Genomic DNA, 18237 nt, shown 5'->3' on the forward strand with positions numbered 1-18237 from the left:
AGATCGTCCGTGCTGAGCCGTTCGGACTGAGTCGTTCTGTTTCGCATTCCTGTTTGGTTGTTCAGTTGTTCAGGGGCCTGTCCGTCCTCTCCAGCGGGATGCGGAGGGTGAAGGCGGTCGAGCCGGGGCCGCTGGTCAGGTCGAGGGTGCCGCCGTGCGCCCGGGCCAGGGACAGCGCGACGGCGAGCCCGAGGCCACTGCCGCCCCGGTCGCGGCTGCGGGCCTTGTCGACACGGTAGAAGCGGTCGAAGACCCGGTCCTGGTCGGCGGCCGGAATGCCGGGGCCGGCGTCGGCGACCCGGACCACCGCGTGGCCGTCGGTGCCCTTGTCGCCCTTGTTGACGGTTACGTCCACAGACACCGCTGTGCCCGCGGGCGTGTGCACGGCCGCGTTGGTCAGCAGGTTGTCCAGGACCTGCCGGATCCGCAGCGGGTCGAGCCGCAGCCGCAGTTCCTTCGGCGCGGCGGTCACCGTCAGCGGATGCTCCGGGTGGCCCGCGCGGAAGGCGTCCGCCGCCTGGCCGGCCAGTTCCACCAGGTCGGCGCTCTCCGGGCGCAGCGGTGTCTCGACCTGGGCCGCGTCCAGCCGGGCGAGCAGCAGCAGGTCGTCGAGCAGGACGCCCATCCGGGCCGCCTCGGCGCGCAGCCGGGCCAGGTGCCGGTCCCGTTCGCCGGGCTCGTTGGCGGCGGCGTACTGGAAGAGGTCCGCATAGCCCCGTACCGACATCAACGGTGTACGGAGCTCGTGCGAGGCGTCGGCGACGAAGCGGCGCAGTCGCTGTTCGGCCTCGGTGCGCACGGCGAGTGAGTCGTCGATGTGTTCGAGCATGGTGTTGAACGCGGTGCGCAGCTCCTCGACCTCCGGGCCGCCGTCACCCCGGTCGGCGCGTACGGGCAGCCGGGCGGAGTCGGTGAAGTCGTGCGAGGTGATGCCGCGGGCGGTGTGGGCCATGTCGCTGAGGGGTCTGAGGCCGCGCCGCAGCACCGTGCGGCCGAGGACCACAAGGCCGAGCAGGGCGAGCGCGAAGGCGACGACCTGGACCATGACCAGCCGGTTCATGGTGTTCTCCATGTCCTCCAGGGGCGCCGCGGTGACCAGCACGACCCCGTCGTCGACCTCACAGGCGCGCAGCCGGTAGTTCTCCCCGCCGATACGCGCGGTGCGCAGCACGTCGGCGCCAGAGGTCCGTACGGCCTCGGCGGTGGCGCGGAGTTCACTGGCGTCCGGCGGCACGTCGGCGGGCTCACTTAGGACGGGTTCGGGGCTCGAGATCTTGTACAAGCCGCTGTACCAGCCCCAGTAGGGCTTGTCCTGGACGCGGCCGTACACCACCACGTCCTTGGCCTGGGTGGTCTGGACGTGCGTCATCTGGTCGCTCAGCTGGCGCACCAGGTACTCCCGCATGTACATCGAGAGCGACGCGCCGACGACGGCGAAGACGACCAGCGCGAGTACGCCCATACCCAGCGCCAGGCGCGTGCCCAGCCGCAGCCTGCGGTACGTCTCCCGACAGCGGCGGATCACTCGCCGACCTGCCGGACCACGTAGCCGACGCCCCGCACAGTGTGGATCAGCGGTTCGTCGTGCTCGTCGGGATCGTCGAGCTTGCGGCGGAGCCGACTGACGACCAGTTCCACGACGTTGGAACGGCCGCCGAAGCCGTACTCCCAGACGTGGTCGAGGATCTGCGCCTTGGTGAGCACGGTCGGCGACTTGCGCATCAGGTAGCGCAGCACCTCGTACTCGGTCGGGGTGAGCGTGAGCCTTTTGTCGCCGCGCCGGACCTCGCGGGTGTCCTCGTCCATCGTCAGGTCGGCCACCTGGAGCACGGACCGCTGGAAGCCGGGGCCGGCGCTGCGGCGCAGCACGGTCCGCAGCCGGGCCATCAACTCCTCCACGGCGAACGGTTTGACCAGGTAGTCGTCGCCGCCCCGGGTGAGCCCCGCGACCCGGTCGGCGACTCCGTCACGGGCGGTGAGAAAGACCACGGGCACCATCGTGCCCGACAGCCGCAGCCGGTCGAGCACGGCGAAGCCGTCGAGACCCGGAAGCATCAGGTCGAGCACCACGATGTCCGGACGGAACTCGGCGGCTCTGCTCAGCGCCTCCTCACCGGAGTACGCGGTGACCGCCTCCCAGCCCTCGTAGCGGGCGACCGTCGCGACCAGGTCGGCGATGGGCGGATCGTCGTCCACGACGAGAAGTCGTACTTTTTCCACGTGCTCATAGTGCTGCACGCTGCTCCCGACGCCATACCCTCCTCCCTCCGTACGCACGATCGATAACAACTTGAAAGTCCAACGACAGCATGCCGACAGCTACCGTCGGTCAAGCTCGGTGTTCCCTGGACCCGATCAAGGAGCACTGTCCGTGACGACCGTCCAATCGCCTCCCGCGCCCCCCACGGCGATACGACCCAAAGTGGTGGCCCGCACCGGCCTGTACGCCGTGCTGGCCGCCAACGTGGCCGTCGTGACCGTCTTCTTCACCCAGGCCGGGTTCGCCTCGAACGCCCTGATCGTGATGGGCCGGCTCGCCGGGCTGTACGGCGCGCTCTTCATGGCCTTCCAGCTGGTGCTGGTGGCCCGGCTGCCGTGGCTGGACCACCGCATCGGCATGGACCGGCTGACTTCCTGGCACCGCTGGGTGGGCTTCGGGCTGCTGTGGACCTTGATGTCCCACGCCGTGTTCATCACCTTCGGCTACGCCGAGGGCACCTCCATGGGCCCGGTCGACGAGCTGGTGGAGCTGGCCGAGACCACCGAGGGCGTACTGCGCGCGATCGTCGCCCTCGTCCTGATCATGATCATCGGCGCGGTCTCCGCGCGCTACGCCCGCCGTCGGCTCGCCTACGAGACCTGGCACTTCATCCACCTCTACACCTACGTGGCGGTGGTCCTGGCGTTCACGCACCAGGTCGGGGTCGGTACGACGTTCACCTCGTCGTCGGCCGCCACCACGTACTGGTGGGCCCTGTGGAGTGTGGCGCTCGGTTCGGTGTTCCTCGGCCGGGTCGTGCTGCCGCTGCGCAAGAACCTCCGGCACCAGCTGCGCGTCTCGGCGGTCGTCCCCGAGGCCGACAACGTGGTCTCGATCTACATGACGGGCCGCGACCTCGACAAGCTGCCCGCCCGCGCCGGCCAGTTCTTCCTGTGGCGGTTCCTCACCAAGGACCGCTGGTGGCAGGCGAACCCGTTCTCGCTGTCGGCGGCGCCCGACGGCAGGTCACTGCGGCTGACCGCGAAGGTGGCCGGCGACGGCACCGCCGCCCTGCGGCACATCCCGGTCGGCACGCGTGTCTTCGCCGAGGGCCCGTACGGCGCGTTCACCGCCATGCACCGCACCCGGCCGGAGGCCGTCCTCATCGCCGGCGGCGTGGGCGTCACGCCCATCCGCGCGCTCCTTGAGGAGATCCAGGGCCACGCCGTGGTCATCTACCGGGTGGCCCGGGACCAGGACGCCGTCCTCTACGAGGAGCTGCGGGACCTCGCCCACGCCAAGGGTGCCGAGCTGCACCTGGTGAGCGGGCCGGCCACCCCCGACAAGCTGGCCCCGGCCGAGCTGGCCGAGCTGGTGCCGGACATCACCGACCGGGACGTCTTCCTGTGCGGCCCGCCGCCCATGATGAACGCGGTGCTGCGCAGCCTGCGGGAACTGGGCGTGCCCAAGTCGCAGACCCACTTCGAGCGCTTCAGCCTGGCCGGATAAGAGGAACGTCGTGAAACGAGCACTGCCTGTTCTGGTCCTGAGCATCGCGGGCCTGGTCCCCGTCTGGCTCTACGAGCCGTCGCTGGGCATCACGTCCTCCGAGGCCTCGGCCCCCGCCACTACCCCCTCCACCTCGTCCTCGGGGTCCTCCGGTTCGTCGTCCACGGTCGTCACCGGCACCACCGTGCCCACCGAGAAGGGCGACGTCCAGGTCGAGGTGACGTTCGCGGGCTCGAAGATCTCCTCGGTGCGGATGCTGAAGCAGCCGAACCACCCGCAGACCACGGCCGCCGTGCCGGTCCTGATCAAGGAGACGCTGGCCGCCCAGAGCGCCGACGTCGACACGGTCTCCGGCGCCACCATCACCAGCGACGGCTACAGGGAGTCCCTCCAGGCCGCGATCGACTCCCAGGCGGACTCGGCCGCGTCGTCCCCGTCGCCCTCCGCCGCCACGTCGGCCCCCGCCGCCGAGTCCGCGTCCGCGTCCAAGGTCGTCTCCGGGACCGCCGTGGACACCGAGAAGGGCACCGTGCAGGTCGAGGTGACCTTCGAGGGCGACGCGATCGCGTCCGTGAAGATGCTCCAGCAGCCGAACCACCCGCAGACCACGGCCGCCGTGCCGGTCCTGATCTCGGAGACCCTCGCCGCACAGAGCGCCGACATCGACACGGTCTCCGGCGCCACGATCACCAGCGACGGCTACAGGGAGTCCCTCCAGGCCGCGATCGACGCGAAGGGCTGAGGGATGAGGCGCGTCGAACACATCATGGGGTTCCCGATCTCGCTGCGGATCGACGACGAGAACGCTCCGGGGGAGGCGGCGGACGCGGTGTTCGCCTGGCTCCACGAGGTCGACGCGCGGTTCAGCCCCTTCAAGCCCGACAGCGAGGTGTCCCGCCTCGACCGGGGCGAGCTGGAGTCCGGCGCGCTGAGCGCGGACCTCACCGAGGTGCTAGGCCTGTGCGAGGAGTACCGGGTCGCGACCAAGGGCGCGTTCGACGTACGGCTGCCCGGCCGGGGCCTCGATCCGTGCGCGATGGTGAAGGGCTGGGCGGTGCAGCGGGCGGCGGATCTGCTGGAGGCGGCGGGCGTACGGACGTACTGCCTGAACGCAGGCGGTGACGTGGTCGCCGGCGGGCGCCCCTGGCGGGTCGGCGTACGGCATCCCGAGCACGCCGACCAGCTGTGCACGGTGCTGGACATCACCGAGGGAGGTGTGGCGACCTCCGCCCGCTACGAACGGGGCGACCACATCCTCGACGGCCGCACCGGCCGCCCGGCGACCGGGCTGCTGAGCCTGACCGTCGTGGCCCCCACGCTCACCGAGGCGGACGCCACGGCGACGGCCGCGTTCGCGATGGGCACGGAGGGCATCGACTGGGCCGCCGCGCGCAAGGGCTGCGAGGTGTTCGCGGTGGACGCCGACCGACAGGTCTTCCGGACCCCGGGACTGCCGGTCGCCGCCTGAACGTCCTCGTCCGCTGTACGTCCCTGTGGGCGCCCACCGCCTCGGCGGTGGGCGCCCACAGGCGTGTCCGGGGCCGGGTCCGTGGCTGTCAGTGGCCCCGGGCGATCCATTCCTGGAGGTGCGGTGACTCGGCCCCGATGGTGGTGGGGTCGCCGTGCCCGGTGAGGGCCTCGGTCTCGGGCGGGAGGGCGAGCAGCCGGTCCCGGATCGAGTCGATGATCGTCGGGAAGTGGGAGTAGGAACGGCCGGTGGCACCCGGGCCGCCGTTGAAGAGGGTGTCGCCGGTGAAGACGGTGCCGAGTCCCGGCGCGTACAGGCAGACTGCGCCCGGTGCGTGTCCGGGCGTGTGCAGGACCGTCAGTTCGGCGCCTGCGGCCTCGATCACCTGGCCGTCGGCCAGCCAGGCGTCGGGTTCCCGATCCGGGTGGGTCTGCTTCCACAGCGGCAGGTCGTCGCGGTGCAGCCAGATGGTGGCGCCGGTGCGCTCGGCGAGCGCGGGAGCCGCGTCGATGTGGTCGTTGTGGGCATGCGTGCACACGATGGCGGTCAGGCGCCGGTCGCCTACGGCCGCCGCGATGGCGTCGGCGTCGTGGGCGGCGTCGATGACGATCGCCTCGTGGTCGTCACCGATGATCCACACGTTGTTGTCGACGTCCCAGGTGCCACCGTCGAGGCTGAATTGCCCTGAGGTGACGAGGCGTTCGATGCGGGCGGCCATCACAGCACCACCACGGAACGCAGTACGTCGCCGCCGTGCATCCGCTCGAACGCCTTCTCCACCTCGTCGAGTTGGATGGTCTCCGTCACGAACTTGTCGAGGTCCAGGCGGCCCTGGAGGTGCAGGTCGATGAGCATGGGGAAGTCGCGGGAGGGCAGGCAGTCGCCGTACCAGGACGACTTCAGCGAGCCGCCGCGCCCGAAGACATCGATCAGCGGGAGTTCGAGCTTCATCTCCGGCGTCGGCACACCGACCAGGACCACGGTCCCGGCGAGGTCGCGGGCATAGAACGCCTGCTTGTACGTCTCCGGGCGGCCCACCGCCTCGATGACCACGTCGGCGCCGAAGCCGCCGGTCAGCTCACGGATCGCCTCGACCGCGTCGGTCTCCTTGGAGTTGACCGTGTGGGTCGCGCCCATCGTGCGGGCGGTGGCCAGTTTCCGGTCGTCGATGTCGACAGCGATGATCTTCGCGGCGCCCGCGAGGTTGGCCCCGGCGATCGCCGCGTCGCCTACGCCGCCGCAGCCGATGACCGCGACCGTGTCGCCGCGTCCGACGTTCCCGGTGTTGATGGCGGCGCCGATACCGGCCATCACGCCGCACCCCAGCAGCCCGGCGACGGCAGCGGAGGCCGACGGGTCGACCTTGGTGCACTGCCCGGCCGCGACGAGGGTCTTCTCGGCGAAGGCACCGATACCCAGCGCCGGCGACAGCTCGGTGCCGTCGGTGAGGGTCATCTTCTGCTTGGCGTTGTGCGTGTTGAAGCAGTACCAGGGGCGCCCGCGCAGACAGGCCCGGCAACTCCCGCACACCGCACGCCAGTTGAGGATCACGAAGTCACCGGGAGCCACATCCGTGACCCCCTCCCCCACCGACTCCACGACACCGGCGGCCTCATGGCCGAGCAGGAAGGGGAAGTCGTCGTTGATCCCGCCCTGCTTGTAGTGCAGGTCCGTGTGACACACCCCGCAGGCCTGGATCTGGACCACGGCCTCGCCCGGACCGGGGTCCGGCACGACGATCGTCTCGACCCGCACCGGTTCGTTCTTGCCCGGTGCGATCACGCCGCGTACTTCCTGCGCCATGGTGCTGAACCCTTCCATCGGCCAATGTTCGGTTCTTCGCTCCGACCCTACGTGCGATCTATCGGTAACGGCACGTCCACGGTGGAGCCTGACCTCAAAATACCCCTGGGGGTATCTCTGCTACGGTGATGAATATACCCCCTGGGGTAATTTTCACGGGGCGTCACAAGGCGACATAAGGCGCCATAGGGCTTCACGAGGAGAGGGAGGAGTGCCGCCATGTACTTCGTCGACCGCATCGACGTGCCGGGCCTGGGCAACCGCGGCTATCTGGCGGGTGGGCCGCACCGGGCCGTGGTGATCGATCCGCCACGGGACATCGACCGGGTGATCGAGGCGGCCGCCCGGCGGGGCGTGCGCGTGACACACGTCGTCGAGACACACGTCCACAACGACTACGTCACCGGCGGCCCGGAGCTGGCCCGGATCACCGGCGCCGCCTACCTCGTCCCGGCCGGCGCGCGGGTCGCGTACGACAGGGTGCCGATCACGGACGGGGACAGCGTGGAGATCGAGGAGAGGCTGACGCTGCGCGCGCTGGCCACGCCCGGACACACCCCGCACCACACCGCGTACGTCCTGGAGGAGGACGGCCTGGCCGTGGCCGTGTTCACCGGCGGTTCGCTGCTGATCGGCACGGTCGGGCGGCCGGACCTGGTCGAGCCGAGGCTCACCGGGGAGCTGGCCCGGGCGCAGTGCGACTCGGCACACCGGCTGGCCGCCGAACTCCCGGACGAGACAGCCGTGCTGCCCACACACGGCTTCGGCAGCTTCTGTTCCGCCGGGACGGCCACGGGCGACGCCACGACCATCGGACGGGAGCGCGTCTCGAACGAGGCGCTGGTCGAGGACGCCGACACGTTCGTCGCCCAGCTGCTCGCCGGGCTCGACGACGTGCCCGCGTACTACGCGCACATGGGGCCGGTGAACTCCGCCGGCCCCGCACCCGTCGACCTGACTCCGCCGGGCCCGGCGGACGCCGTGGAGATCGCGGCGCGGCTGGCCGCCGGGGAGTGGGTGGTGGATCTGCGCAACCGGGTCGCGTTCGCCGAGGGGCATGTCGCCGGGTCGGTCAACTTCGAGGCGGCGGGACAGCTCGCCACCTATCTGGCGTGGCTGCTGCCGTGGGGCAAGCCGGTGACACTGCTCGCCGAGTCGACGGCCCAACTCGCCGACGCTCAGCGAGAGTTGGTCCGGGTCGGCATCGACCGCCCAGCCGCCGCCTCGACTGGCTCCCCCGCCGCCTGGCTGCGCCCGGGTGAACAGCCACGCACTTTCCCGCGCGCAACGTTCGCCGACCTGGCGGAGCAGGAGCGCAAGGCGGTCGTGGTCCTGGACGTGCGGCGCGACTCCGAGCGCGCGGGTGGCCACATCGCGGGTTCGCTGCACATTCCGCTCCACCAGATGCGCGACCGGCTCGCGGAGATACCCGACGGCACGGTGTGGGTGCACTGCGCGGGCGGCATGCGGGCCGCGATCGCCGCCTCGCTGCTGGACGCGGCGGGGCGCGTCGTGGTCGCCGTCGACGACGGCTTCGCCGCCGCCCGCGAGGCGGGTCTCCCCATGGCCCGGGTCACCCCGGCCGAGGCCCTCGATCTCATGGGCGCGGACGGGGCGGCCGTACTCCTGGACGTCCGTGAGGCCGAGGAGTGGGAGGCCGGGCATGCCGCCGGTGCGGTGCACGCTCCGCTGTCGGCGCTGGCGGCGGGTGCCGCGCTGCCAGGGTCCGCGCGGAGCCGTCCGCTGATCGTGATCTGCCGCTCGGGCAAGCGCTCCCGGGAGGCGGCGGCGCTGCTCGCGGCGCGCGGCGCGGAGGTCGCGGACGTGATCGGCGGGATGCGGGCGTGGACGGAGGCGGGCCTGCCGGTGGCGACCGGAAACGGGCTGCGGACGGACGCGGGCCGACCGACGACAACCACGAGCGAGCCGCCGACGGACGCGGGGCCGCGGACGACAACCACAAACGAGCCGCCGACAGACGCGGGCAAGGCGACCAGAACCACGAACGAGCTGCGGGCAGACGCGGGCCGGCCGGTCAAACCCACGAGCGAGCCGCCGAGAGAGTCCCGCGGCGATGGCGGACCGGTCGAGTGAGCGTGTTCGTTCTCGCTCTGGTCGCCGGGGCCGTGACCGGTCTTGCGCTGGGGGCTCTCGGGGGCGGCGGGAGTGTGCTGGCCGTGCCCGCGCTGATCTATCTGCTCGGTTTCACCCCGGCCGCGGCCACCACCGCGAGCCTGGCCGTCGTCACCGTCACCTCCGCCACCGGGCTGGCCGCGCACGCCCGTGCCGACACCGTCGAGTGGCGGGCCGGGGCGGTGTTCGCGGCGGCGGGACTGGTGCCCGCGATGCTCGGCGGGGCGGTCAGCGGGTATGTGCCGTCCGCCCTGCTGACCGGCGCGTTCGCGGTGATCGCCGGGCTCGCCGCATACCGCATGCTGCGTCCTTCGGCCTCCCTGCGGGAGGGGGTTGCGGTGCGGCCCGTTCAGGTCGCTCGGGCGGGCGCCGGGCTGGGTGCGGTGACCGGGGTGCTGGGCGTGGGCGGAGGCTTTCTCGCCGTACCGGCTCTGGTGAACGTCGTGGGGCTGCGGATGCGGGCCGCCGTCGGGACTAGCCTGCTGGTCATCAGCGTCAACTCGCTGGCCGCGCTGCTGGCCCGCTCCGGCACGGCGACCCGTGTCGACTGGGCGCTGGTCGCGCCCTTCGCCGGGGCCGCGATCCTCGGCGCGTGGGACGGCAAGCGGCTCGCGGGCCACGTCTCCGGGAGCAGGCTCCAGCGGCTCTTCGCCTGGATGCTGCTGGCGGTGGCGCTGTTCATGCTGGCCGACGCGGTGGTGTGATCGCCGACCACCCCCCTCTCACCCCTCGAACGCACTCACGCCAGCGACAGGAACAGCTTCTCCAGCCTGGCCCGCATCTGCTCCTTCGTCTCGCCGTTCCGCTCGGCCGCCTCCACGTCGGTCAGGCACTGCTGGAGTCCGGTCGCGATGATGGCGAAGCCCGCCCGGTCCAGGGCCCGGGAGGCGGCGGCGAGCTGGGTGACCACCTCCTCGCAGTCACGGCCCTCCTCGATCATCCTGATCACACCGGAGATCTGCCCCTGCGCCCGGCGCAACCGGTTCAGCACCGACTTGAGCTCAGCACCCTCGAACTGCAGTTCCACAATCACTCCTCTGCATACCCTTGGGGGTATTTTACCTCCCCAAGGGTCCACTCCCCACGAAAGGATCCCAGTCCCTCATGGCCGCTTCCGTCGCCCTCGACACCGACCAGGCCCGTACCCGCCTGCCGCAGTTGACCGTCGTCGATGTCCGCACCCCGGGCGAGTACGCCTCCGGACATCTGCCCGGCGCCCTCAACATCCCCCTGGACCACCTCCGGCGCGCGCTGCCCGCTCTCAAGAAGGCGGCGGACCAGGGCGAACTGCTCGTCGTCTGCGCCTCCGGCGCCCGCTCCGAGTCCGCGTGTTCGGTCCTCGCCGAGAACGGCGTCCCGGCCATGACCCTGACCGGCGGCACCCAGGGCTGGCGGGAGCGGGGACTCGCGCTGCAGCACCCCGCGACCGAGGCCCGCGCCACCTGGTCCATGGAGCGCCAGGTCCGCTTCACCGCGGGCGGCATCGTCCTCGCGGGCCTCGGGCTGGGCCGTCTGCACCCCGCCTTGCGGCTGCTGTCGGCGGGCGTCGCGGGCGGTCTCGTGTTCTCGGCCGTCAGCAACACCTGCGGCATGGCCCACCTGCTGGCCAAGCTGCCGCACAACCGGCCGCGGCCCGCCGACCTCGACGCCACCCTCACCGCGCTCGCGCGCCGGTCCCGGGAACGCGCCGGGTCCACCGGCTCAGCCGGTCACGGCACCGACGTCAGCGTATGAAGTCCCGGACGGCCCGGGCGAGTTCGGTCTCGTCCAGGCCCTCCGGCCCACCGAGGGCGAGGAGTCGGTGCTCGACGGGTACCACCGCGCCCCGGAGACACTGGACCTGCGTGCCCTGGGCCTGCCCCTCCGCCGACATCACGGCGAAACCGGTAGGCACCGAGGCCGTCGCGCCGGAGTTCTGGGTGCCGGAGGTACCCGCGCCGGTCCGAATTCACGGACATGGTCGGACTGTTGGCGCGGCACGGGGTGACCACGTACCTCGAACTCGGCTCGGGAGAGGTGCCGGCCTGCCTGCTCGACGGCTGCCTGCCGAGCGGCGGAGCGGAACTGCTCGTCCTGGCGACGGCACGCGGGACTGGCGAGTTCTGCGCCAAGAGCACACCGCAATAGGGGGAATAACCGTTTCTCCGCTCAACTTGGCATCGACGTAGGGTGAATTTCCCGCCCGACTGCCTCTCGAGGAGCGCCGTGAGCATCGCAGAGCCGAACGCCGGTCCGCCGCCCGCCTGGCGGCTGCTCCTCGGGTACGTACGGCCGCACCGGTGGACCCTCCTGATGGGCGCCCTGCTGTCGCTGGCCACGGGTGCCGCCGGGCTTGCGCTGCCGCTGGTGGCGCGGGGGCTCATCGACGATCTGTCCCACGACCGGACCATCACCGGGGCGCTGCTGCTGATGTCGGCGCTGGTCGTCGCCAACGCGGCGCTGGGCGGGCTGGGTTCGTACGTCCTGCGGCGCACCGCCGAGTCGGTGGTGCTCGGTGCCCGGCGGGCGCTGTCCTCCTATCTGCTGCGGCTGCGGATACCGGCCGTCGACCGGACCGAGCCCGGCGACCTGATGGCCCGGGTCACCTCGGACACGACGCTGCTCCGTGAGGTCACCACCGACTCGCTCGTCGGCCTCGGCACCGGCGGCCTCACCCTGGTGGCGACGATCGTGATGATGGGCCTGGTGGACCCGGTGCTGCTGGGCGTCACCCTCGCCGTCATCGTCGGGGCGGGGACCGTGCTCGGGGTGATCGTCCCGCGCATCAACAAGGCGAGCCGACGGGCGCAGGACGCGGTCGGTGTCATGGGCGCCTCGCTGGAACGGGTACTGGGCGCCCTGCGCACGATCAAGGCGTCCGGCGCCGAGCACCGGGAGGAGCAGCGGCTGCACGCGGCGGCCGAGGAGTCGTGGCGGCAGAGTGTGAGCGCCGCCAAGTGGTCCGCCGCGGCGGGCAACACGGCCGGTCTCGCGATGCAGATCGCCTTCATCACGGTGCTCGCGGTGGGTGGCGCACGGGTCGCGACGGGCGCGGTGGAGGTCGGCACGCTGGTCGCGTTCCTCCTCTACGTCTTCTATCTGATGTCGCCGATCCAGCAGGTCGTCGGCGCGATCACCCAGTACCAGACGGGCGCCGCGGCCCTCACCCGCATCCAGGAGGCCCTCGCCCTGCCCGCCGAACCGTCGTCCGCCCACCCCGCACCCCTCCCGGCCACCGACGCCGAACCGGCGGCGCTCGCCTTCGGTGGCCCGGTTGCCGCGCGGCCTCGACACCCTGGTCGGGCATCGCGGCACCAAGCTGTCGGGTGGCGAGCGCCAACGTGTGGCTATCGCCCGTGCGTTGCTGCGCCACCCCCGGCTGCTCCTGCTCGACGAGGCGACCTCGCAGCTGGACGCGGTGAACGAGGCGGCGCTGCGTGACACGGTCGCGGACGTCGCCCGTACGACGACTGTTCTCGTCGTCGCCCACCGGCTGTCGACGGTGACGATGGCGGACCGGATCGTGGTGATGGACGCGGGCCGGGTCCGCGCGGTCGGCACGCACCGCGAACTCGTCGCCGGGGACCCGCTGTACGCCGAGCTGGCGGCGACGCAGTTCCTGGCGACCACCGGCTGAGCGCCATCGGCTTGCGACGCGCTCAGCTCTCCAGTCTGCGCAGCCGTTCCGTGTCGCAGGTGCGGGGGCAGGTGGAGCAGGCCTCGTCCGGGCGGATCGTGTAGTACAGGCAGCAGCCGGCCCGGGTGCGGGTCGGGTGGCGGCGCCCGGAGGCGTCGGTGAGGTGGCGGAAGTCGGCGCCGCCGGGGTACGGGGAGACGGCGGAGGGCAGCAGTTCGGTGGCCGCCCGAACGGCATCGCCCTCCCGGCCGAGGACGCGCCCGAGGTACCAGATCCCGGAGACGAGGTCGTCGGAGACCAGCCCCCACAGGGCGCGCGATCCCCGCCGGGCGATCGGGCCGAGCGCGGTGAGCAGCGGGGCCATGTGGTCGGCGACGGCGGAGCGCAATTCGGCGCGCAGCGCCTCCTCGTGCGGGAGCACGGTGACTCCGGGAAGGGTGGCGGCGGGGTCGCCGGGGAGGCAGGACAGATAGGAGGCCGGTGTGATCTTGTACACGCCGGTGGCGAGGTCCAGTCGTACGTCCTCGGGCCGGATGCGTGGCACGCGGCGCTCCAGATACCAGACGCCGCTCATCAGCAGGCCGACCGACCAGGCGTAGTCGTGCAGGGCGCGGGAGGCGGCGACATGCGGGCGGGCGGTGTGCCCGTAGCGCTCCCGGATCCGCACCGCCTCGGCCTCCACGAAGGCGTCGAGGGCTTCCTGACTCTCCGTCAACTCAGCTCCAGAGACTCCCACTTGAGCACTCTTCCCGGCCGGTTCGGCGACCTGCACGGTGAGAACTTCACAGACGTCGGCGAGACGTTTGTAGGCACCGCCGAGCACACGCGCGGCGGCAGCGGCCGGCGGGGTCTCCAGGGCGACGCTCATCGGTACTCCTGCGCAGAGAGGTACGAGTGGGGTTAGATAGGCAAGCCTTACCTTATCGGCAAGATCGCGAGGCGGTTACCGGGGTGCCCTCATGTCGACGATCAAGGACTGTGCACGTCACAGCCCCCTCATGGCCGGTTGAAAAGTAAAGCATGCCTAACCTAAGCTCCCGGCTCGTGACTGCGACCCAACGGGGCGCACCGACCGGTGTGTCCTTCCGTGCCCTGAGACAAATCCCGATCCTTCTCACCGGACTCGGGGCCCTGGCCCTGATCGCCGCGCTCAGCCTCGCCCTCGGCGCGCGCTCGGTGCCCCTGTCGACGGTGGCCGACGCGCTCTTCGGCCACGCCCAGGGGAGAGACGCGCTCGTGGTGACCGGGCTGCGGCTGCCGCGCACCGTCATCGGGCTCGCGGTCGGAGCGGCACTCGGGGTCGCCGGGGCCGTCGCCCAGGGCATCACCCGCAACCCGCTCGCCTCGCCGACCACTCTCGGGATCAACGCGGGTGCCGGTTTCGCGGTGGTGGTCGCCATCTTCGCGCTGAAGCTCAACGACCCCGTCGAGTACGTGTGGTTCGCCTTCGCGGGCGCTGCGGGCGCCGCCCTCCTCGCCCAGGCGCTGGCCCGCCGGGCGGGCGACATCGACCCGGTACGGCTCGCGCTCGGCGGCACCGTCCTCCAGCTCGTCCTCCTCTCCTGGACGTCGGCGGTCATGCTCCTGAACCAACGCACCCTGGACGAGGCCCGCTTCTGGCTGGCTGGTTCCCTCTCCGGGCGCACCCTCGACACCCTCTGGCCGGTGCTGCCCACGCTGCTGCTCGGCCTGGTGATCGCGCTCGCGGTCTCACCCGCCCTCAACGCCCTTGCCCTGGGCGACGATTCGGCCCAGGCGCTGGGCGTTCCGGTGGCCCGGATCCGCCTCGCGGGCGGGATCGCGGTCGTCCTGCTCGCCGGTTCGGCGGTCGCCGTAGCGGGCCCGATCGCGTTCATCGGCCTGGCGGCACCCCATCTCGTACGCCCTCTACTGGGCGCCGACCACCGCCTCCTGGTCCCCGGCTGCCTGATCGCCGGGCCCCTGCTCCTGCTCTCGGCCGACGTACTGGGCCGCCTGGTGATCCGCCCCTCGGAACTGGAGGTCGGCATCGTGACCGCGTTCCTGGGGGCGCCCCTACTGGCGCTGCTGGCAAGGAAGGTGGCCCGATGAGCGCCGCCACACCTGTCGCCCGCACCGCGCGGACGGGCCGCCGCGTCCCGGTGCACGTCGGCTGCGACCGCGTGGTCCGGCCCGCGGCAGCCGCCACAGTCCCTGCCCGCGCCGGTACGCAGACCACGCTGGGGGCAGGCGTTCCGCAAGGCGGAACCGGTGGGCACAACCGACGCCTCCAGACGTGCCCTCACGCCCGGGCACGTGAGGCCTCCGCCCTGCCGACCGCCCTGCCGACCGCCCTGCCGACCGCCCTGCCGACCGCCCTGCCGACCGCGACAGCATGCGCCCGTCCCAGGCCCACGTCCTCCGCCACGCAGGTCGACGCCCGTACGCGCACCACGCGCCACCGGGCCCTCGCATCCGCCGCGCCCTGTCGCACCACATCCGCGCCGACCCGGAAGGGGGCCTCATGACCAGCGCCGTCCTGACCGGCACGACGCCCAGGGCCCGTCTCCGGCCGCGCCTCCGCGTGCTGCTCTACGCCTGCTGCGGACTCGTCGCCGTCTTCGTACTGCTCACCGTCGCCCTGACGACCGGTGAGATGGGAATGCCGGCCGGTACCGCGCTGCGGGCGCTGGTCGGGCTCGGGGATTCCGGGGACGTGCTGGTGGTGCAGCAGTTCAGGGCGCCGCGGGCCTTCGCCGCCGTCGTCGCAGGGGCCGGGCTCGGTGTGGCCGGGTGTGTGCTGCAGCGGCTGTTCCGCAATCCGCTGGCCTCGCCCGATGTCATGGGCGTGACCGGCGGGGCGTCGCTCGGCGCGGTGTCACTCCTCGCGGCCGGGGCCTCGCAGACACTGATCCCCTTGGGCGCGCTGGCCGGAGGGCTGCTGTCCGCCCTGCTGCTCGGCGTGTTCGCCTGGCGCTCGGGGGTCGCCGTGACCCGGCTGGTGCTGACCGGGCTCGCCGTACAGGCGGGGCTCGCCGCCGCCGTGAACCTGCTGATCGTGCGCTTCCCGGCCGAGCTGGCCGGCTCCGCGCTCCAGTGGACCACCGGTTCGGTGTACGGGCGGACGTGGACGGAGGTGTGGGGAGCGGGCGGCGCAATGGTCGCCGCGCTCGCCGTCACCCTCGTACTGCACCGACGGCTCGCCGTGCTGGACCTCGGGGACGACTCGGCGGGCGCCCTCGGGCTCAACACCTCCGCCGCCCGGATCCAACTCCTCTTCGTCGCCGTCGCGTTGGCGTCACTGGCCGCCGCGCTCGCCGGTCCGGTGACCTTCGTGGCGCTCGCCGTGCCGCACATCGTCCGCTTTCTCACCGGCCCGCCGACCGCTGTCTCACTGGCGCTGGCCGGTCTCACCGGAGCCGTACTGCTGCTCGCCTCAGACCTGGTGGTCCAGCATCTGCTGCCCGTCGAGGGCCTGCCCGTCGGGGCGGTCACCGCCACCCTCGGGGCGCCCTGGCTGCTGGTGCTGATGTTCCGTCAGAGCAAGCCCGTTCACAGGAGTCACGCATGACCGGCCGCCCGGACACCGTCAACGAGCTGCGCACCCGGGCTCTCGACCTGCGCTACGGCGACCGGCTCGTCGTCGGCGGGCTCGACCTCACCCTCCCCGGCGGCGCCGTCACCGCCATCGTCGGCCCCAACGCCTGTGGAAAGTCCACCCTGTTGAGAGGGCTGAGCCGACTGCTCGCACCCGCCGCCGGCACCGTCACACTCGACGGCTCCGACATCCACCGGATGTCCGCGAAGGCACTCGCCCTGCGGATGGGGCTGCTGCCGCAGCAGCCGGTCACCCCGGAGGCCATCACCGTCGAGGCGCTCGTCCGGCTCGGCCGGTATCCGCATCAGCGACTGCTCGCCCCCTGGTCGACGGCCGACCAGCGGGCGGTCGACGAGGCCCTGGAGCGCACCGGCACGACCGCGCTGCGCGACCAGCCCGTCGACCGGCTCTCCGGCGGACAGCGCCAACGCGCCTGGATCGCGCTGGCGTTGGCACAGGACACCGAGCTGCTCCTGCTCGACGAACCGACCACCTTCCTCGACCTGAGGCACCAGCTCGACGTACTCGATCTGGTCGCCGCCCTGCACGCCGAGGCGGGCCGCACCGTCGTGATGGTGCTGCACGACCTCGGACAGGCCGCCCGCTACGCGGACCACATGGTGGTCCTCAAGGACGGCCGCCTCGCCGCCGCCGGCCCGCCGGCCGACGTGCTCGACGCGGACCTGGTCAGATCCGTGTTCGACGTGGACTGCCGGGTCATACCCGACCCGGAGACCGGCACCCCGCTGGTCATCCCCAAGGGCAGCGCGGTGCGGCACTCCGCCGCGACCGCCTGACACACCCGTACCGCCGCAATCGACAGAAAGACCTGCCCCCCTCATGCGCAACACCCTTTCCCTGCCCGGAATCAGCTGGTTCGGGCGCCTTGGGCGCCTCATCGCCGTGCTCCTCGCCGTGGCGCTCGGCACCGCTGTGCTCGCCGCCTGCGGCAGCGACAACTCCGACGCCAAGGGCACGGACACCGCCGCCAAGGCCGCCGCCGGCACCGCCGGGTTCCCGCGCACCCTCAAGACCGTCATGGGCGACGTGAAGATCCCTGCCAAGCCGAAGCGGGTCGTCGTACTCGACACCGGCGAGCTGGACGACGTCACCCTCCTCGGCATCGACCCGGTCGGCGCGGTCGCGCCGCACTTCAAGTCCGAGGGCGGCTTCCCGACGTACCTGAAGGGCGAGTTGAGCGGCACGAAGGACGTCGGGCCGCTTCTGGAGCCGAACCTCGAACTGATCGCGTCGCTCAAGCCGGACCTGATCCTGTCCTCGAAGGTCCGCCACGAGGCGGTCTACAGCAAGCTCAGCGCGATCGCGCCGACCGTCTTCACGGAGACCACCGGCGGGGTCTGGAAGCAGAACCTGAAGGTGCACGCCGAGGCCCTCGGCCTGGAGACCGAGGCCGCCGCCAAGCTCAAGGAGTACGAGACGCAGGCCAAGGCGCTCGGTGAGGCCATCAAGGCGAAGGACAAGGGCACCATGCCGACCGCGTCCGTGGTCCGCTTCATCGCCGGTCCGACCCGCCTCTACCAGTCCAACTCCTACAGCGGTGTCGTCCTGGGCGACATCGGTCTGGTCCGCCCGAAGTCGCAGGTCTCGACCGACCCCGCGGTCACGATGAAGGACGTCAGCCCGGAGCAGATCGACCAGGCCGACGCCGACCTGATCTTCGTCACCGCCGCCGACACCGAGGACAAGACCCAGAAGCAGCAGGTCGTCACCAACCCGGTGTGGAAGAGCCTGCCCGCCGTCAAGGACGGCAAGGTCTTCGAGGTCCCGGACGAGATCTGGATGTCCGGCATCGGCGTCCAGGCCGCCGAGCAGATGCTCGCCGACGTGGCCAAGGCCACCGGTGTGGAACTCCCGAAGAAGTAACAGCAACTCCCGCCGTACGGGAGCGGGGCGCGCCCTTCTGCACGCGCCCCGCTCCCGGGCCCCAACCC

19 protein-coding genes and 1 pseudogene are annotated in these 18237 nt (G+C 71.8%); 13 read left to right on the forward strand and 7 right to left on the reverse strand.

The features are described from left to right. Positions 1-61 precede the first annotated feature (61 nt). Positions 62-1525 (reverse strand): sensor histidine kinase, encoded by a 1464-nt coding sequence (locus tag OG734_RS03275; protein ID WP_330285945.1) that lies wholly within the window; start codon positions 1523-1525, stop codon positions 62-64. Further along, positions 1522-2220, reverse strand: a complete 699-nt coding sequence (locus OG734_RS03280; RefSeq protein ID WP_330285946.1) for a response regulator transcription factor — start codon at positions 2218-2220, stop codon at positions 1522-1524. The genes OG734_RS03275 and OG734_RS03280 overlap by 4 nt, the downstream gene beginning before the upstream one ends. Positions 2221-2371: 151 nt before the next feature. On the opposite strand from OG734_RS03280, the gene OG734_RS03285 reads away from it, so the two are divergent. From OG734_RS03285 to OG734_RS03295, 3 genes are read left to right on the forward strand one after another with little or no spacing between them, the layout of a single operon-like run. Beyond that, positions 2372-3709 (forward strand): ferredoxin reductase family protein, encoded by a 1338-nt coding sequence (locus tag OG734_RS03285; protein WP_330285947.1) that lies wholly within the window; start codon positions 2372-2374, stop codon positions 3707-3709. 10 nt (positions 3710-3719) lie between these two features. Next, a complete protein-coding gene (locus OG734_RS03290) occupies positions 3720-4451 on the forward strand; it encodes an FMN-binding protein (protein ID WP_330285948.1) in 732 nt (243 codons plus the stop codon). 3 nt (positions 4452-4454) lie between these two features. Beyond that, positions 4455-5177, forward strand: coding sequence for an FAD:protein FMN transferase (locus OG734_RS03295; protein WP_330285949.1), 723 nt, complete (start codon positions 4455-4457; stop codon positions 5175-5177). A gap of 88 nt (positions 5178-5265) precedes the next feature. On the opposite strand, the gene OG734_RS03300 is transcribed toward OG734_RS03295, so the two are convergent. Both OG734_RS03300 and OG734_RS03305 read right to left on the reverse strand, forming a co-directional pair. Next, entirely contained in the window at positions 5266-5895 is a 630-nt protein-coding gene (locus tag OG734_RS03300) for an MBL fold metallo-hydrolase (protein WP_330285950.1), read from the reverse strand. Then, positions 5895-6980 carry an S-(hydroxymethyl)mycothiol dehydrogenase gene (locus OG734_RS03305; RefSeq protein ID WP_330293549.1) on the reverse strand — a complete coding sequence of 362 codons (1086 nt, stop codon included), beginning with the start codon at positions 6978-6980 and terminating at the stop codon, positions 5895-5897. The genes OG734_RS03300 and OG734_RS03305 overlap by 1 nt, the downstream gene beginning before the upstream one ends. Before the next feature lie 219 nt (positions 6981-7199). On the opposite strand from OG734_RS03305, the gene OG734_RS03310 reads away from it, so the two are divergent. Both OG734_RS03310 and OG734_RS03315 read left to right on the forward strand, forming a co-directional pair. After that, positions 7200-9074, forward strand: a complete 1875-nt coding sequence (locus OG734_RS03310; protein ID WP_330285951.1) for a rhodanese-like domain-containing protein — start codon at positions 7200-7202, stop codon at positions 9072-9074. Continuing rightward, positions 9071-9817 (forward strand): sulfite exporter TauE/SafE family protein, encoded by a 747-nt coding sequence (locus tag OG734_RS03315; protein ID WP_330285952.1) that lies wholly within the window; start codon positions 9071-9073, stop codon positions 9815-9817. Before OG734_RS03310 ends, OG734_RS03315 begins: the two co-directional genes overlap by 4 nt. Before the next feature lie 35 nt (positions 9818-9852). Here the strand turns inward: OG734_RS03315 and OG734_RS03320 are convergent, their stop codons facing one another. After that, positions 9853-10140, reverse strand: coding sequence for a metal-sensitive transcriptional regulator (locus tag OG734_RS03320; RefSeq protein ID WP_330285953.1), 288 nt, complete (start codon positions 10138-10140; stop codon positions 9853-9855). 77 nt (positions 10141-10217) lie between these two features. Here OG734_RS03320 and OG734_RS03325 point away from each other — a divergent pair, with 77 nt between their 5' ends. Then, complete coding sequence (locus OG734_RS03325; RefSeq protein ID WP_330285954.1) at positions 10218-10847, forward strand: rhodanese-like domain-containing protein; 630 nt, start codon at positions 10218-10220, stop codon at positions 10845-10847. Here the strand turns inward: OG734_RS03325 and OG734_RS03330 are convergent. Further along, complete coding sequence (locus OG734_RS03330) at positions 10837-11007, reverse strand: hypothetical protein (protein ID WP_330285955.1); 171 nt, start codon at positions 11005-11007, stop codon at positions 10837-10839. The two genes, OG734_RS03325 and OG734_RS03330, sit on opposite strands and share 11 nt — an antisense overlap. Positions 11008-11069: 62 nt before the next feature. Between OG734_RS03330 and OG734_RS03335 the strand changes: the two genes are divergently transcribed. Both OG734_RS03335 and OG734_RS03340 read left to right on the forward strand, forming a co-directional pair. Next, positions 11070-11240, forward strand: coding sequence for a hypothetical protein (locus OG734_RS03335; protein ID WP_330285956.1), 171 nt, complete (start codon positions 11070-11072; stop codon positions 11238-11240). A gap of 78 nt (positions 11241-11318) precedes the next feature. Further along, positions 11319-12729 (forward strand): annotated as a pseudogene (locus OG734_RS03340) (ABC transporter ATP-binding protein). Positions 12730-12751: 22 nt separating this feature from the next. Here OG734_RS03340 and OG734_RS03345 read toward each other — a convergent pair. Beyond that, a complete protein-coding gene (locus tag OG734_RS03345; RefSeq protein ID WP_330285957.1) occupies positions 12752-13597 on the reverse strand; it encodes a (2Fe-2S)-binding protein in 846 nt (281 codons plus the stop codon). Between the two features lie 209 nt (positions 13598-13806). On the opposite strand from OG734_RS03345, the gene OG734_RS03350 reads away from it, so the two are divergent. From OG734_RS03350 to OG734_RS03370, 5 genes are read left to right on the forward strand one after another with little or no spacing between them, the layout of a single operon-like run. Then, positions 13807-14799, forward strand: coding sequence for a FecCD family ABC transporter permease (locus OG734_RS03350; protein WP_330293550.1), 993 nt, complete (start codon positions 13807-13809; stop codon positions 14797-14799). Continuing rightward, positions 14796-15215: a hypothetical protein gene (locus tag OG734_RS03355; RefSeq protein ID WP_330285958.1), complete on the forward strand. Its 420-nt coding sequence runs from the start codon at positions 14796-14798 to the stop codon at positions 15213-15215. Before OG734_RS03350 ends, OG734_RS03355 begins: the two co-directional genes overlap by 4 nt. Next, positions 15212-16258 (forward strand): FecCD family ABC transporter permease, encoded by a 1047-nt coding sequence (locus OG734_RS03360; RefSeq protein ID WP_330285959.1) that lies wholly within the window; start codon positions 15212-15214, stop codon positions 16256-16258. Before OG734_RS03355 ends, OG734_RS03360 begins: the two co-directional genes overlap by 4 nt. Beyond that, on the forward strand, positions 16255-17082 hold the full coding sequence (locus tag OG734_RS03365) for an ABC transporter ATP-binding protein (protein ID WP_330285960.1): 828 nt from the start codon (positions 16255-16257) through the stop codon (positions 17080-17082). Before OG734_RS03360 ends, OG734_RS03365 begins: the two co-directional genes overlap by 4 nt. 43 nt (positions 17083-17125) lie before the next feature. Next, the gene (locus tag OG734_RS03370; RefSeq protein ID WP_330285961.1) at positions 17126-18169 is read left to right on the forward strand and encodes an ABC transporter substrate-binding protein; all 1044 of its coding nucleotides are present in this window, start codon (positions 17126-17128) and stop codon (positions 18167-18169) included. Positions 18170-18237 lie beyond the last annotated feature (68 nt).

Source organism: Streptomyces sp. NBC_00576 (assembly GCF_036345175.1).
GTDB lineage: Bacteria > Actinomycetota > Actinomycetes > Streptomycetales > Streptomycetaceae > Streptomyces.

What these genes read in the sequence shown, in the direction of transcription:
- OG734_RS03360 (WP_330285959.1), top strand. Translation starts at nt 15,212, where the DNA reads ATGACCAGCGCCGTCCTGACCGGCACGACGCCCAGGGCCCGTCTCCGG.
- OG734_RS03370 (WP_330285961.1), top strand. Translation starts at nt 17,126, where the DNA reads ATGCGCAACACCCTTTCCCTGCCCGGAATCAGCTGGTTCGGGCGCCTT.
- OG734_RS03345 (WP_330285957.1), bottom strand. Translation starts at nt 13,597, where the DNA reads ATGAGCGTCGCCCTGGAGACCCCGCCGGCCGCTGCCGCCGCGCGTGTG.
- OG734_RS03305 (WP_330293549.1), bottom strand. Translation starts at nt 6,980, where the DNA reads ATGGCGCAGGAAGTACGCGGCGTGATCGCACCGGGCAAGAACGAACCG.
- OG734_RS03335 (WP_330285956.1), top strand. Translation starts at nt 11,070, where the DNA reads ATGGTCGGACTGTTGGCGCGGCACGGGGTGACCACGTACCTCGAACTC.
- OG734_RS03355 (WP_330285958.1), top strand. Translation starts at nt 14,796, where the DNA reads ATGAGCGCCGCCACACCTGTCGCCCGCACCGCGCGGACGGGCCGCCGC.
- OG734_RS03295 (WP_330285949.1), top strand. Translation starts at nt 4,455, where the DNA reads ATGAGGCGCGTCGAACACATCATGGGGTTCCCGATCTCGCTGCGGATC.
- OG734_RS03325 (WP_330285954.1), top strand. Translation starts at nt 10,218, where the DNA reads ATGGCCGCTTCCGTCGCCCTCGACACCGACCAGGCCCGTACCCGCCTG.
- OG734_RS03300 (WP_330285950.1), bottom strand. Translation starts at nt 5,895, where the DNA reads ATGGCCGCCCGCATCGAACGCCTCGTCACCTCAGGGCAATTCAGCCTC.
- OG734_RS03365 (WP_330285960.1), top strand. Translation starts at nt 16,255, where the DNA reads ATGACCGGCCGCCCGGACACCGTCAACGAGCTGCGCACCCGGGCTCTC.
- OG734_RS03310 (WP_330285951.1), top strand. Translation starts at nt 7,200, where the DNA reads ATGTACTTCGTCGACCGCATCGACGTGCCGGGCCTGGGCAACCGCGGC.